Below are 15428 nucleotides of genomic sequence, written 5' to 3'. Positions count from 1 at the left end.
CGCAAATGCGGCAAGGCCGCGACGTCAGCAAGGGTAACACATGTCGCTGATACAGGTTCCGGGACTATTGTCCTTTACCATCGCAATTCTCGTCTTCTTTACTGGTGCCAATCTCAATCGCGTCATTCCCGCACTTGCGCGCTGGAGCATTCCCGAAGCAGTCACCGGCGGGCTTCTCGCGGCGTTGGCGACGCTCGTTGCCTACGAATTCTTTTCCGTCGAGATCAGTTTTACGCTTGCCGCACGCGACATGCTGCTTCTCTACTTCTTCACGGGCGTCGGGCTGAACGCCAGGCTTTCCGATCTTGTAGCAGGCGGAAAGCCACTTCTCATCCTCCTCGCCATCACGCTTGTCTTCCTTGTCATCCAGAACGCAATTGCCATCGGAACCAGCAATCTGCTTGGTCTCCCCCCGGGGATGGCGATACTGCTGGGATCGACGTCCCTTATCGGCGGTCATGGCACCACCATCGCATGGGCTCCGATCATCACCAATCGTTTCGGACTGACGAGCGCTCTGGAGGTGGGCATTGCCAGCGCTACACTTGGTCTCGTGATTGCCAGTCTCATCGGTGGACCGATCGCGCAGTACCTCATCACCCGTTATCGACTGAGCGGGCGCAAAGACGAAGAACTTACAATAGGAGTGTCAAGCACAGCAGCCCGCACTCACGATGACGAGGTGAGCTACATCGGCCTTTTGCGCGTTCTCCTCGTCACCAATATCGCTATCCTCATGGGATACGCATTGCATGAAATTATCCTGGACGCCGGCATCAATCTTCCGCTCTTCGTTGTCTGCTTGCTGGTCGCTATTGTGATGACGAACACCATCCCGTCCGTGGCGCCGAACCTCCCTTGGCCAACGCGCAGCCGCGCGCTCTCACTTATCTCAGATCTCTCGTTGAATGTGTTTCTCGCAATGTCGCTGATGAGCATGCAATTGTGGGGATTAGGCGGGCTCGGGCTGGCGCTCATCATCGTCCTGGCAATCCAGACGATCGTGGCCGTGGCCTATATCCTTTTCGTGGTGTTTCCGGCTATGGGGCGCAACTATGAGGCGGCGGTCATTTCGGCCGGGTTCTGCGGCATTTCACTGGGTGCGACCCCCACAGCGATCGCGAATATGACCGCAGTGACCAAAATCCATGGTGCCGCAACGATCGCGTTCATCATCCTGCCTCTCGTTTCGGCTTTCTTTATCGACCTTGCCAACGCTGCGGCTCTTGGCTTTCTTGTCCGGTGAAATTACGGGCTTCAAGCCTTGAATCCGAGCAAGGCTCCACCTGCCGGCAAGGATCATCGAGAACGCTCGCAAATGCCGGTTCTTGCAAAGGTGTGCGCCGGTGCTCAATTCGCCCGGGTGCACGGTCAGGGCTAACCCTGCAACCTCCTCAGTAGCACGCCAAGTCTTTCCTCAGACGGGCAATCCTCGAGGTCTGGGCGAAGTGGAATGCCGCCACCACCTCGGTTCCTGACCTCGCTCGGGCTATGGCCAAACGCCCGCTTGAACGCGCGGCCAAACTCGGCGCCGTCGCTAAACCCGCGCTCTTCGGCAATCTGGAATATGAGACGCCGCTCGTTGGGGTCGGTTAAAGCGGCGTAAGCGCTGAGCAATCGACGATGCTGAATGTAGTGCATTACCCCACCGAAGGGCTCGAACAAGTTGTACAGCCGGGTGCGCGAGATGCCGAGCTCCCGGCGTACCAATTCACTACCGAGTTTTGGGTCGAGTAACCGGCATTGCACCAGCTGCCGCGCCCTTTCGAGAAGCACATTGGCAATCGGCCCTTCTGCCGCCTTGATATGGTCTGCGGATGGTGAAACGCAGGCAAGGATCATTGCCCGTGTGGCTGCGGCCAGCCCAGGCAGGTCAGCCTGGGCCAACATCGGCAGGCGATTGCCCACGTCAATCAGATAGTCAGAGAACAGTCGTCCCATGCCTGTCCCAAGCGTCGAGAATTCGGCCGAGCCAAGCGTGGCCGCCGTTTCGAGAGAAAGATCTCGCGGCACGAACAGCATAAGCATCTCGCTTTTATCGACGATGCCGGTGAAAGAGCGACCAAGCGAATGGATCTGCACTTCACCTAAACCGGCGGAAAACGCGTGTCTTGCCGTTTCAGTGCTAATTTTCCCGGACAGCAAGACTGTCATCGTCCAGTGGTCGACCGGATCTCGCCGAACATGTCCTGGAAGGCTGGAAAAAGCCAGGCTGTCAGTGCTGATCCTAGCAAGTACAAAACTGCCAAGGTCCCAAAGCTCCTGCCGCCCGCTAAAGTTGGCCGTCATTGGATCGGTGTCAGAAAGCTCGAGCATAGGTGCGAAGCTATTATGCCATGCTGCAAACTGATCCGGTCGCGACAGCCCCTCGGTCGAAAATTCAAAGGAAGGCAGGAACGAAGGTCTGCCTTCCTCCGGCATCGTATCAACTGCCTCGCAATCCAAGCTCGCAAGGTTCGCGTGGTCCAGTTGCCGTTCCGGCAATCTGGCATACGTCATGACGTCTTCGGTTGTCATCGCGTCACCTCCAGTTGACCGGAGGCAAGACGGCACCGTCTGGCGCTGCTTGCCCGGTAACCATATTGTCGCCGTCTTGCCGACTTATCCTACCAGGCTTAGTGATGAAGGCTTCCGTGCAGGAGTGGGAAGCGCTGACTGGTGTCCCTCGGGTTTGCATTAAAAACCACGCTCGAAATGGCGACGATCCTTTCGAGTTCGAGATTCCGAGCCAAGTATGCACTGATCGATAGGCTGCTTGAGAGAACGGTTATGCAGTTCATTCTTACTCTCCTCTTGGCCCCAAGAGCGAGGGTCGGATGATGTCTGAATGATGCGTAGTGGTTTGCCAGCGGTTGAAGCGAGACCACTTTGCGCGGCCAAAGCCGGTTCTTCAGCCTTCGTCTCTGTCTTGCGTCAAAGCTGCCGTGTCACTCGATATTCCTCCCTGCCGCAATCTACCCCTTTCGACGTCTTTTCTCAACCGTCAGATGCACAAGCGTCAGGCGGCGTCGTTTATGGCGTTTTCAAGTTGATTTAGTGGGGTCTAACGTATCTCTGTGCCCGCTGGAGATCCTGCTTCATGATCCATCGTCCGCGTCTGCCTTAGAGCCGCCCGACAGTAGCGTTGCGACCCACTTTCCAGATGGTGTGCCTGCGCAATAGACAGTGAACGCGATCAGGATAGGCACGCCGATGAAGGCCCCCGATATGCCCCACATGAAGCTCCAGAAAAAGACTGAGAAAATAACGGCGAAGGGGGATATTGCCAGCGAGGCACCGGTAAGCCGCGGCTCCAGATAGCTCCCGATGATGAATTGGATGACGTTCAGGCTCGCGAAAATGAGGACTGCCGTCTGCCAGTTGTCGAATTGGGCAATTGCAAACAGCGTTGGAAGCGCGGTTGCGACAAACGGCCCGAGGAAAGGGATGTAGTTGAGCGCGAAAGCAATTGCGCCCCAAGCGGTGGCAAGTTCAAGCCCTGCGCCCAGCGCAAAAAGCCAGACCACCAACCCGGTCAGGATACTGGCAAACGTCCGCACGATCATGAAACGACGCAGCTTTGCACCAATCACGCGATTGGCCGTCAGGATGCGTATTCCATGGGGTTGGGCTGCGGGCGCGACAAGCCGGCTGTTGAAGTCCTCGACCTCAAGGAGGCCGAGCATGACGAAGATAAAGACCAGCAGTGCGAAACCGGCGAAGCTGTTTACGCGGCCGGCCATCCCCTGCACAAACCGCACCAGCCAGGCAACATCGAAGCGGTCGGCCAAGGGACCCGCGACTGCAACGCCGTGCCCTTCCAGCCAATTTGTCCAGTCGACATAGATCGCCTGGAAACGGTCCGCGTTAACGAACAGCCACTGCCCTAGCTTGCCAAACCCCCATGCCACCGAGGACCCGATGGCCACAATAACAACCATGGTGACGACCAGCGTGATGAGAAGGGCAACAAGCTTTGGAAGCCAGCACTGCAAGGCCGCCTGACATGGCCAGACCAGGGCAATGACGAACAAGGAAAAGATGAGCGGTGCGAAGATCGATTGGGCGACATATAGCAAAGCAAGCACAAGAATACCGGCTGTTACCGAACCGATCATGCGACTGCCGCTGGCTTCCTGCATACTCGCCCCTTGAATATTGATCTAATTTCCAAGCTCCGGCTGATAGTGGCGGAGCTTGGGCTCGCATAGGAATGCACTAAGAAAGGCCCTCTCTGAGACCCGGCAGTCAGTCGTCTGCCCTGTCATGTAAAGGCGCCAGATACACCTCACGACTGCACTAGCTGACGGCGGTTGCCTTTTGCAACGCGTCACGCAAAACCTGCTCCTTCGTCTCGTCGAGCGAGGTCTTGAGCACGACGCCGCCATAAGAGGATATTTCCTTCAGCACCTTATCTGCTGTCATCTCCTGGATCAGCACGAACAAGGCTCCTTTACCCGGCTCAAGATTGGCAGCGAGATCCTTCATGAAGACGTCGTTTATACCGACGTCCGTCAGAGCTCCGCCGATCGCACCGGATGCAGCACCCATGGCTACGCCCAAAAGTGGATTGAGAAACAGAACACCGATCAGCAAGCCCCAGAAGCTGCCCGATGCAGCACCGGCGGCCGTGGTATTGACCAGCTGATTCAATTTGATCTTTCCGCCTTCGGTCTTCGTCGCGATCACGGCATCCCCGACTTTGATCAGGTATTCCTTCTGCATTGCGAACAAGCGCTGACGCACTTCTTCAGCTTTGGCTTCGGTAGGATAAACAATTGCAATCAAGGTAGACATGCCTACTTCTCCTATATGAGACCTGCTTGTGTCGGATTGGAAATGTTGGTCATTCTTGGGTTCCAGGATGGTTGCGGCTGGAGAGCTCTCACCCCCCAGCGGCGGCCGGTCTCGTTGCTGAGGTTTCGATATTCTCGGTTTTGGCTTTGGCCGGAATGCGAAACCACAGAACGTAGAGCACCGGCAGGAAGATCAGTGTCAGCGCCGCGGCGACCACCAGACCGCCGATGACGGTAAAGGCAAGGGGTGACCAGAAGGGATCGCGGATGATTGGCAGCATTCCGAGTACGGTCGATCCCGCGGTCAGAAAGACCGGTCGCAGACGCTGGGCGGTAACATCAATCACACTGCGCCACGTCCGGCCTTTTTCTTCAATGGCAAGGTCGATCTGGTCGATGAGCACCACGGAATTTCGGGTGATCATACCGATGAGGGCAATCATCCCCAGAACGGCGATGAAACCCACCGGCGTATTAGTTATCAGCATGATCAGCACCACGCCGATCAGCCCCAGAGGCACAACGCTGATGACCAGAAGCAGTCGCTGTACGCTCTGCAGCTGAAACATCAGCACGATCAGGATGATGACTGCCATCACTGGAAGCATCTCAACAACTGACGCGAGCCCTTCTTCTGCACCTTCGACTGCACCGCCAACCTCGATCGGATAGCGCGGGTTGGCCTTGCGCAGCTCGTCGATCTTGGCGGCGGCAGCTTCGACGACACCGGCCGCCAGCACGCCTTCGGCGGTATCTGCCTGGACGGTGATGGTCGTCGAGCCGTCGCGACGCCAGATGACAGGCTGTGTGGTCCGATAGTCGATCGTGGCGATGCTGGAGAGGGGTACCGTATTGTTGGGGCCGACCGGGATCTGCAGCGTGCGGATGGTGCTGATGTCGACGCGCTCGTCGGCAGCCGCTCTGGCTACCACATTGATGAGGTAGATCGAGTCTCGAACCTGTGTGATCGGAATTCCCGATGCCGTGGCAAACAGCGTCTGGGCGATCACAGAGGAATTGAGACCCACCAGTCGGGCACGATCCTGATCGACATTGATGACGATTTTTCGAACCGGTTCACTCCAGTCGAGGTTCGGCTGAACGACGCCGGGAACCTTGCTGATGGCATCGGCGACCTGCCAGGCGACATTCCGCACGCCGGGAATATCAGGTCCGCTGACGCGATACTGAACGGGCCAGCCGACCGGCGGTCCCATTTCCAGCGGTGAAACGCGCACGATGATATCGGGTAATTTCTCGTCGAGTGCCTTTTGCAAGCGTGCCTGCAGCGCCTCACGCACGCCAACGCTCTTGGCGATCACCACCGCCTGGGCACGGGACGGTGCTGGAGCCTGCAGGTCCATCGACAAATAGAAACGAACCGGATCGGAGCCGATATAAAAACTCCAGTCGGCCACATCCTCGTCAGCGGCAAGAACTTCTTCCGCTTTCGAGACTTCGACAGCGGTTGCCTCCTGCGACGCGCTCTGCGGCAGGGTTAGCTGCAGGATAAGCTCCGGCCTGTCGGACGCCGGAAAGAACTGCCGTTTCATGGCGGACGATCCAAGGAGAGCTGCCACAAACAAAGCGACGGTGGCAAGCACGACCAAGAGGCGCATTCGCATGCAGGCATACAAGAGGTTCTTGAAGCCGCGGATGAGTGCTCCATCCTCCTTCGGACCCGTTGCAGCCCCTGATTTGAGGACGGCAAGACCAACGATCGGTGTCAACAATACCGCCACCAGCCACGACACGATAAGCGCGAAGCCGATCACCAGAAAAAGGGATCGCGCATACTCGCCCGAAGAGCTGCTTGCAAAACCGACAGGAATGAAGCCGGCAATCGTTACCAGCGTGCCGGCCAGCATCGGAAATGCTGTTGACGTGTAGGCGTGGGACGCGGCCTGAACCCGCTCGTAACCCTGCTCAAGCTTCGCCATCATCGTCTCGACGGTMACCATCGTGTCATCGATCATCAGCGTCAGCGCGATGATCAATGCTCCCAGCGATACGCGCTGTAGTGCAATGCCGGTGATGTCCATGAACAGGAAGGTTAGGGCAAGAACAAGCGGGATTGACACCGCAACCGCGATGCCGGCTCGTATCCCGAGAGCCAGGAAACTCACACCAAGAACGATGACGACAGCTTGACCGAGCGAGGTTGTGAAACCCCGGATCGCTGTCTTGACGACCGCAGGCTGGCTCGCGACGTGTGTGAGGTTGATGCCAATGGGCAGATCGTCCTCAAGCTTCTGCATCGTCGCTTCGATATTCTGGCCAAGCTGCAGAATGTCGCCTCCCGACGCCATGGAGATGGCGATACCGATAGCCGGTTTACCCTTGATGCGGAATCGTGGCTGGGGCGGATCCACCGTTCCGCGCACGACGCTGGCAATATCTCCGAGGCGCACAAAGCCGGATGCGGTTGGAATGTTCAGCTGCCGGAGGGTTGCCTCGTCGGCGAGACTGCCGGAAACCTGAAGAATTGTTCGATCCTGCGCCGAGGTGATGAGACCTGCAGGCAGGACGGCGTTCTGCGCCTGTATGGTTCCGATCACTGTCGCGGCACTGAGGCCGAGGCTTGCAAGCCGCCCGGTTGAGAATTCGATATAGATCGTCTCGTCCTGGGTCCCGATAAGCTGGACTTTTCCGATATTATCGATCTTGAGCAGCCGGGTACGGGCTTCGTAGGCCCAATCGCGGACCTCGCGATCGGTAAAGCCATCGGATGTGAAGCCATAGATTATGCCAAAGGTGTCGCCGAAGTCATCGTTGAAGAAAGGGCCGCGCACGCCTGCCGGCAGCGTCGATATCATGTCTCCGACTTTCTTGCGGGCCTGGTACCAGGATTCTCCGACCTGATCGGGCGGCGTGGAATCGTCGAGCGTGACATAGACGATCGATTGCCCGGCCGTTGTCAGGCTGCGCAGACTGTCGAGATGAGGCACTTCTTCGAGCGTCCTTTCCAGACGGTCGGTGATCTGATCAGTGGTCTGCTCGATCGTCCCGCCCGGCCATCCGGCCGATACGATCATTGTCTTGAAGGTGAACTCCGGGTCCTCGTCGCGTCCCAGATTGATGTAGGCAAGAATGCCCGCTATGGCGCTTAGAACCACGAGGAAAATGACAAGGCTCTGTCGCTGGATCGCCCAGCCCGATAGATTGAAGCCCTCCTTCATTCGACGCTTCCTTCAAGCAAGCGAACGGGCATGCCGGGACGCAGTTGCTGCACTCCGGCAATCACCACATTGTCTCCGCTTGAAAGGCCCCTGGTCACAAGGAAATCCTTCGTGTCGAAGCGATGCACCTCGACCGGCACAAGCTTTGTCGTCTTGCTGGCCGCATCGACAACCCAGACGGCACTTTCGTTTCCTTGGCTGAACAATGCCGTTATCGGCAGCCGCGCCGCCGGCTCACCGGAAAGCCGGATGCTGCCACGCACGGCGCTTCCGAAGCGGAATTCGTCCGGCGCGCTATCAAGCCCGATACGGACCGTAAAGTTGCGGGTGATCGGATCAGCGGTCGGCGAAATCTCTCGAACCGTTCCTGTCGCCTTGATGCTCGGATTGCTGAGAAGCTGCACGTCGACGCGGGCATCGCCTCCGGTCGTCTGGATCGTGGCTTCGGGAACCTGGAAGACGGCATCACGTGTTCCAAGCTGTGCAACGCGCACCACCATTTGTCCACCGCCGACGATCTGTCCCACTTCACCTCCAATCGCGGTAACGACGCCTGCGGCATTTGCCTTCAGGACGCGGTTATCAAGATTGGTCTGCGCTATCCTCAGACCGGCTTGTGCCGCGTCTACGCCAGCCTGTGCCATACTCGCCTGGGCGGTCGCTGCATCGAAAGCCTGACGGGTGGATGTGCGTGGGTAAAGCTGCTGCTGACGCGCGCGCTCGGTCTCTGCGTTCTGGGATTGAGCCTGAGCCGCAAAGAGATTTGCTTCGGCCTTTCGCATTGCGTCCTGCGCGTCCTCGGTATCAAGGCGGGCGAGAACAGTGTCTACTTTCACGAGGTCGCCAATCTCGACGTCGCGCTCGCGAACCTCGCCACCCTGCCGGAAGCTGAAGCTGGTTTCTGTGCGCGGTCGGATCTCGCCGACGAGCGACCCGTAAGTATCCTCGGGGTTGAATGAAACAGCCACTGTTCTGACCGGTCTTGGTGGACGCTCTGAAGCCTCCTCCTCGTCTCGGCAACCTGCCAGGAGGATGGCTGCCAGTATAGCGACCGACACGCCAAACATTGCGCGGGCTTTCGAAGCAGCCAGATGCATCTTCATGGACGGTTCCCCCGAATACCTACCGGCGCGATGGCGTTTTTCGATGCGCAGACAGCTGTAAAAATGACATCGGTTCAATGAGATATATGCATTTGGTCGGGCTTGATGCGTGACGGGGCATTGGAAATATACGCCCATCACACATCAATCGATCTGTGTCGGTGATCAACGCGAACGGTAGAAGTCCTGAGTTCAGCATCATTTTTTGTCGCCCGACCGACACGGAAATCTGAATACTGCAAGTAACAACTGGAATTCATCTACCGCACCCGCTGCGGATAGCTTAGAACAAGGAAGTGCTTCGCCTCATGCGTGTGGCCAGCGTGAGCGATCCGAACCGATTGTCTTTCTTGTTGAACGATTTTAACGGCTTCCCAGGGAACTAGATCGAGCCCATGTCCTCAATTCGATTGTCCGTCATTGTGATCATTCTGTTGGCTCTCGTCGGCTGTGGCGGACCACGCGCGGTGCTTGGCCTTCCCATCGCATCATCGTCAGGAGCAGAACCGCGGGCAATCGTTCCGATCTACGTCGCGACCACGCGTACCCGATCCAACAATCTTTCCCTGCCATATTCGGCCGAGCGGTCGAAGACGTTGAATTTTGCGAAACTAGACATTGGTATCCCGCAAAACCACGTTGCCGGCCGCGTCGAGAAAAGCGGACGGAGCCCTGATCCAAGCAGGCACTTTTCAGCGCGGACCTATCAGCCGATTGCCGAGCGGCAGGACTTCATCAGGCAGCTAAATGTCGCGCTCGCGCAACGCTCGCCGGAAAATCGCGAGATCTTCATTTTCGTCCACGGATACAACAACAACTTCGCCGACAGCGTCTTCCGCAACGCCCAGATCAGCTATGACTACGGTATCAAGTCGGTCTCGCTGCATTACGCCTGGCCGTCAGGAGCATCGATCCCGCTTTACGTCTTTGATCGCGACAGCGCCCTTGTTGGCCGGCGAGGACTTGCCGAGACGATCGAGATCGCGGCAGAGACCAATGCGAAGAGAATTATTGTGGTTGGCCATTCCATGGGCGCCTATGTCGTCACGGAAGCTTTGCGCGATCTTGCCCTCAGGGGACGCACCAGCACGTTGAAGCGCCTGGGTGGCGTGGTTCTCGCCGCACCTGATATCGATGTCGACGTCTTCCTGAGCCAGATCGACGACATTGGTGACATCCCGCGACCGTTTGCAATCATCGTCTCACAGCGCGATCGCGCTCTCGGGTTTTCCCGGCGATTGGCGGGCGGCCACCCGCGTGTCGGCAGCGGCTCCGACGTCGCCGTCCTTCAAAAGAGAGAGATCGCGGTTATCGATGTCTCTGATATCGATGGCGGCAGGCACAGCGTCTTTGCCAGTTCACCGACACTGATGGACGTGGTCAACAACGATGCCTTGATACGCAGTGTACTTAGAGAGGACCAGGGACCTGCCAGCCAGACAATGCTCGCCGACGGCGCATCGGTGATCGAGGGTGCTGCATCACTGATAATTTTCCTTCCGAGCCGCATTCTGGGTGGGATCGCACAGGCAGCCGCCAGCCAATAGCGGCCGTGAGGGCAAGATTGTTAGCCTGCTTGCTGGCACATCAGATTGGAATCCTGAAAGTCCCCAGCAGATAGATCGCGATTGCATAATAGAGCACATAGAGCACGTATGTCTGGCCGTTGCCCGTGTAGACCCTTCGCACTAGTCCCGCCGCGCCGACCGTCAGATCGCAGATTCCATCCCAGATAAAGTTTGCAATTGGGGTGACGAGTGGAGCAAACGCCGATCGATAGAAGGCGTAAAAATGCGCCGTGCTCACGGGAATGGAGCGCCCGTGACCGGTTCGATAGACCAATACGAAGCCCCCGAAGAGGACCACTGTGATCGCGACAGTGACCGCCATCACAGGGACAGGATTCCAGTAGCCATAGATGGTCTCAAGCGACATACCCTGCCAGACCAGCGTCGAGGCGAAATAGGGATCGATCGCGGCAGACACGGGATCCATTACCAGTTTCGGAAAAAACGACAGCAAGACAATTGCGAGGATCAGAACGAACTGCGCGACCAGAAGCGGCAAGGGCGCCTCCGCCGCAGCTGCGGGCCTTCGCGGACCAAGGAAGATCGAATAGCCAAATCTGAACATGTATAGAAAACCGATGAAAGTCGCGAGAACGCCAACGATCGCGAGACCATACCAGCCCCTGTCCATCATCGCGCTCAGCAGCAGCCATTTGCCGCCGAAGCCGGCAAGCGGCGGCAGACCGGACATCGAGACAAGTGCAACAATCACGCAAGCAAAGGTGAGCGGCATTTCTCTGGCGAGGCCACCGGTCTCATCGAACAACCTGGTATTGGTACGCAAGATGACGCCCGCGGCTGCAAGAAAGAGGACGCCCTTGACCATCAGGTGATTGGCAACAAGGTAGAAGGCCGTGACCCAGCCGAGATGGCTCATCAACGCAATCGCAGTGATGATGTAGCCGATCTGGCTCATGCTGGAATAGCCGAGCATTCGTTTCAGATCGGTTTGCTGGAAAGCCATAACAGCCCCAGCAATGGTCGTCAGAAGTCCGATCCAACCCATCACGTGTGCCATCTCGAGCCCGACGTCGGAGCGAATGGCGAGGTATGTCACCATGAACAATCCGAAGACCGCCACCTTGCTGATCACGGCGGAAAGCATTGCCGACAGGTCATCGTCGGCCTCGGCATAAGCGCCGGGCAGCCAGACATGGACGCCAACCGCGCCGGCCTTGATCAGAAAGCCGATCGCGAGGAACATGAAGGCAGGTGCCGCATCCGGGCCGGCCGTAGCGAACGCCGAAAGTGCGGTGCTGCCGTTGGCATCGGTGGCAATGCCGAAGCCTGCGAGCAGGCAAAAGGCCGATACCAGGGAAAAAAGCAGGAACTGCAGCACGTAGGAGTGAGCACCGGGCCGTTGCGCGATCAGGAAATAGGAAGAGAGAGTGATGATTTCCCAATGGAAGAAAAACTCCAGGCTGGTAGTGGCGCGTAACAGACTGGCGATCGACAAAAGCAGGATCGCCATCATTGGATAGAAGCCTCGGCGAGGATCGGTGCGATAGAGACTGGCAAAAGCAATGACCAGGCCGCCGGCAAGAAGAAGTGCGGCAAACAATCGAGGCAAACCTTCGAGGTCGGCAGTGATCCACGCTCCGACAACCAGCACCGCCGCCAGTGTCAATACGCACTTGATCCTACCGGGAAGGCCATCGAGAAGGCAAAGAACGCCACCGACACAAAGGGGTGCGACAAGCCATAGCGACACTGCGCCCGCAAAAACTGCCGCCACGTAGCCGCTCACAAACAGCAAAACAGCGCTGGCCACCACCGGAACCAACCTGGACGGATCAAGGCTGAACGAGGCAGGGGGGCCGGTCAGAAAGCCGGTGTGTGTCGCGTTCGACGGCGGTCGCGTCGCCTGCTTGAACCAGCGGAACATATAGGCTGCCTCAAGCAGCGATCCGACCAGGATGACGGCTATCCAGACAGATCGCTCGCCAGCCGCAGCCTGCATCACGAGCTCCCATTTCGCCCAGAATCCTGGGAATGGAGGCAACCCGGAAATAGCGACCAAGAACACTGCAAGGATCGAGAGCAAAAGACGATTTCCGGCAATCTCGGACCACCCGTCGACCTGGGTGCGCTCGACGATGCCGGCAAGCCAGAACAGGCCGGCCTTGGCCAGTAGATGATTGACGAAGAGCCCCCCGACAACCAGCGGCAGTGACTGCTCCGCTTTGAGCTGATGGAGCAGCGCAAGTGCCAGTACCAGAAGTCCCATCTGTGCGATCGAGGAATAGCCAAGCATTCGTTGCACGCTTGTCTGCCTGAGCCCGACGAGATTGGAGAACAGGAAGGTTATGCCGCCCGAGACAGCGAGAATGCCCAGATGATCGTCAAAAAGCGGCAGCAGCTTGAAAAGAGCAAAGAATACGCCGGCCGACACTCCGACGGAGGAAAGTGCCGCGATGCCGCTATGGGCCGTCTCGTAGACGTCGAGCCCCCACCCGTTGGCAGGGAACGGCTTCAGCTCGAGTACGAGACAGGTAAGCACGAACAGCAGTGCAGTCGCCCCGATCGGGCCGAATATCGCCGCCCGGTTGGCGATCATCTCGTCGATATTGAGTGTGCCGGTCACATGGTAGAGGAGCCCGGCACCCAAAAGAAAGAATGAGGAGGCGAGCACCGTCGCCATGATGTACTTGAAGCTGGCTGCAAGCGCTGCGGGCGTCCGCTCCAGTCCAAGAAGCCCATAGGTCCCGATCGACATGATCTCCAGGAAAACGAATTGGTTGAAGAGGTCGCGGGTCATCACCATCCCGTTGATGCCCATGATCAGGATCAGGTAGAGCAGAAGCGTCGAATAGTTTGAGCGCAGTCGCTGCCAGAGGTGCCAGGCGCCGAGAAGCGCGACGACATTGACGCAAACCGAGAAAAAACCCTCCCACGGACCAAAACGCAGATTGATCGAGAACGGCGGGACGCTGCCGGCGGTCAGGATCTCGAAGGTCGGCCCGCCATTGTGGATACGCCAAAGGCAGACGCATGAAATGACGGTCATTCCTAGAAGCGCCACGACAAAACCGATCGCCGGCAATGGCTTGGCGATGCGATAGAGCAGGGGGATGAGAAATCCTCCACCAAGGCCAAGCAGGAAAATGTTCAGCGGCTGCAGAAGGCTGTCTACCATTTGGACTCCGTCAGCGCGTCGATCGAGAGTGTTTTCCTCACGGCGTGGAGTCTGATCGCGAAGGACAGCATGATTGCGGTCACCGAAAAGCCGATGACAATGGCCGTCACGACGAGCGCGGCCGGAATCGGGTCGACGGCGTGCTTGGCCGCATCTGATGCGTTGAGCGCTTCGTCGACAATCGGCGCGGTCCCACCGGTGACATAGCCGGTCGCCACGAGGACCATGTGCATGCCGGTGTCGATCAGCGAAAAGCCGATGATGATGCGAAGGATGTTGCGATGCCTCAGCATCCCCCAGAAACCAATGAGGATGAGAAGAAATCCCGTGGCCAGAAGTATGTGTGATATCGGCAGCCCCATGGCGCTCCCCATCTCGTCTAGCTGCGAAACCGGTCGATAATGACACTCAGTTCCGCGCCGACCTTGATGCCCAGCAGAGCCGAAATCAGCGGGATCGCCCCGGCACTGAACAGCTTCCCAAAATTGCCCCGCGGTAGAATATGGCTGTCGAGAAAGCCGCTGCCGAAGGCGATGCCGACGATGCCGATCAGGACGTAAAACACGCCTGCAAGCGATTCCGTTGTGCTGAGAAAGCCGTGGTTGATCGATCCGGAGGGATAGGCGAGCATTAGGAGCATGACACCGGAGGCAACGACTGCGCCCCCCTGAAAACCACCGCCGGCCGACAGGTGACCATTCATGATGACATAGGCGCCAAAGAGGAATATCAGCGGAAGGACAACCTCTGCACCGTTGCGCACCAGTTCGCTCGGACCGTGTCCGGTACCATCGGATCCGCTGTTGCGGGAAAGTGTCTTCTCGCCCGTGTCACTCGCAAGCAGCAGGCCGACACTTGCCGCCACCATGAACAGTACCGCGACTTCGCCGAGCGTATCAAACCCGCGAAAGGTAATCAGAATTCCGGTCACGACGTTTGGCGCACCAAGATCGGCGGGGACCTCGGTCAGATAGTGCACCGCCAGTGCCGAAAGCGTCTGGCGCTCGTCATAGTTGCTGACGAGTGAAGCGAAGATGATGCCGAATATCAGCACGCCGAGCAGGCTAAACGCGCGCCTCATGCCGAGCCCTCTTTGCCGGCGCCGTCGTTCTCGTCACGCAGGGCGTCAATGATGGTTGCAGCCGCCATCGGCGTGCGGATTGCATGCGCGGCCCGCGACAGCGCATGTGACGACAGCGGATTGGTCATCAGCACGAAGTAGGCGATGATCAACAGCTTCAACGACCAGTCCGGATGATAGACGCCAAGTCCGGCTAGAACGAGAATATTGCCCAAGGTCGAGGCCTTGGTGCCCGCTTGAATGCGGGTGAAGACATCGGGCATGCGCAGCAGGCCGACACCCGCGGAAAAGAGGAAGAACGCCCCAACGAGGATCGTCAGACTGCCGACCAACTCATTCATCGACAGGTCCTCCGCCTCTGGTCTTGCGGATCGCATAAAGGAAGATCAGCGTTGCCAGGCCCGAGCCGATCGCGGCTTCGGCCATGGCGACATCAGGCGCGGCCAGGAGCACATAAGATGCTGCCGCAAACAGTCTTGCAAGACCCGCGCTGACCATCGCCGCCATCAGATTGGTGAGCAAGACGGCCAGCACTCCGCTCACCAGAATGCTGCCGCAAACCAACAGGATCAGCATCTCGAGCATG

Annotated in this window: 12 protein-coding genes; 2 read left to right on the top strand and 10 right to left on the bottom strand. The window is 58.0% G+C overall.

Annotated features, from left to right (window positions below; translation table 11 throughout):
* Nucleotides 1-40: 40 nt before the first annotated feature.
* Nucleotides 41-1246, top strand: coding sequence for a sodium/glutamate symporter (gltS, locus tag AC1D35_RS24940; protein ID WP_477940494.1), 1206 nt, complete (start codon nucleotides 41-43; stop codon nucleotides 1244-1246).
* 131 nt (nucleotides 1247-1377) lie between these two features.
* Here gltS and AC1D35_RS24935 read toward each other — a convergent pair whose 3' ends face one another.
* The 5 genes from AC1D35_RS24935 to AC1D35_RS24915 all read right to left on the bottom strand — a co-directional run bounded on the left by AC1D35_RS24935 (nucleotide 1378) and on the right by AC1D35_RS24915 (nucleotide 9057).
* Complete coding sequence (locus AC1D35_RS24935; RefSeq protein WP_477940492.1) at nucleotides 1378-2517, bottom strand: helix-turn-helix domain-containing protein; 1140 nt, start codon at nucleotides 2515-2517, stop codon at nucleotides 1378-1380.
* Nucleotides 2518-3077: 560 nt separating this feature from the next.
* Nucleotides 3078-4121, bottom strand: a complete 1044-nt coding sequence (locus AC1D35_RS24930) for an AI-2E family transporter (protein ID WP_477940490.1) — start codon at nucleotides 4119-4121, stop codon at nucleotides 3078-3080.
* A 157-nt stretch (nucleotides 4122-4278) separates the two neighbouring features.
* Nucleotides 4279-4776 (bottom strand): DUF1269 domain-containing protein, encoded by a 498-nt coding sequence (locus AC1D35_RS24925; RefSeq protein ID WP_113296932.1) that lies wholly within the window; start codon nucleotides 4774-4776, stop codon nucleotides 4279-4281.
* 88 nt (nucleotides 4777-4864) lie between these two features.
* Nucleotides 4865-7954 carry an efflux RND transporter permease subunit gene (locus tag AC1D35_RS24920; protein WP_477940488.1) on the bottom strand — a complete coding sequence of 1030 codons (3090 nt, stop codon included), beginning with the start codon at nucleotides 7952-7954 and terminating at the stop codon, nucleotides 4865-4867.
* The gene (locus AC1D35_RS24915) at nucleotides 7951-9057 is read right to left on the bottom strand and encodes an efflux RND transporter periplasmic adaptor subunit (RefSeq protein ID WP_113296930.1); all 1107 of its coding nucleotides are present in this window, start codon (nucleotides 9055-9057) and stop codon (nucleotides 7951-7953) included. The genes AC1D35_RS24920 and AC1D35_RS24915 overlap by 4 nt, the downstream gene beginning before the upstream one ends.
* A 395-nt stretch (nucleotides 9058-9452) precedes the next feature.
* Here AC1D35_RS24915 and AC1D35_RS24910 point away from each other — a divergent pair, with 395 nt between their 5' ends.
* Nucleotides 9453-10604: an alpha/beta hydrolase gene (locus AC1D35_RS24910; protein WP_477854646.1), complete on the top strand. Its 1152-nt coding sequence runs from the start codon at nucleotides 9453-9455 to the stop codon at nucleotides 10602-10604.
* A gap of 40 nt (nucleotides 10605-10644) precedes the next feature.
* Here the strand turns inward: AC1D35_RS24910 and AC1D35_RS24905 are convergent, their stop codons facing one another.
* The 5 genes from AC1D35_RS24905 to AC1D35_RS24885 are packed head-to-tail and all read right to left on the bottom strand — an operon-like array spanning nucleotide 10645 to nucleotide 15427.
* Complete coding sequence (locus AC1D35_RS24905; RefSeq protein WP_477940484.1) at nucleotides 10645-13761, bottom strand: complex I subunit 5 family protein; 3117 nt, start codon at nucleotides 13759-13761, stop codon at nucleotides 10645-10647.
* Nucleotides 13755-14123, bottom strand: coding sequence for a sodium:proton antiporter (locus AC1D35_RS24900; protein ID WP_477832908.1), 369 nt, complete (start codon nucleotides 14121-14123; stop codon nucleotides 13755-13757). The genes AC1D35_RS24905 and AC1D35_RS24900 overlap by 7 nt, the downstream gene beginning before the upstream one ends.
* Nucleotides 14124-14140: 17 nt before the next feature.
* Nucleotides 14141-14842 (bottom strand): hydrogen gas-evolving membrane-bound hydrogenase subunit E, encoded by a 702-nt coding sequence (mbhE, locus tag AC1D35_RS24895; protein WP_477940482.1) that lies wholly within the window; start codon nucleotides 14840-14842, stop codon nucleotides 14141-14143.
* Nucleotides 14839-15183, bottom strand: a complete 345-nt coding sequence (gene mnhG / locus AC1D35_RS24890; RefSeq protein ID WP_113307969.1) for a monovalent cation/H(+) antiporter subunit G — start codon at nucleotides 15181-15183, stop codon at nucleotides 14839-14841. The genes mbhE and mnhG overlap by 4 nt, the downstream gene beginning before the upstream one ends.
* Nucleotides 15176-15427, bottom strand: coding sequence for a hydrogenase subunit MbhD domain-containing protein (locus AC1D35_RS24885; RefSeq protein WP_477940479.1), 252 nt, complete (start codon nucleotides 15425-15427; stop codon nucleotides 15176-15178). Before AC1D35_RS24885 ends, mnhG begins: the two co-directional genes overlap by 8 nt.
* Nucleotide 15428 lies beyond the last annotated feature (1 nt).

It is taken from the genome of Rhizobium sp. P1_E6, assembly GCF_056405875.1.
Note: the sequence above shows the minus strand (reverse complement) of the source record. Positions and strands in the feature narration are given on the sequence as shown.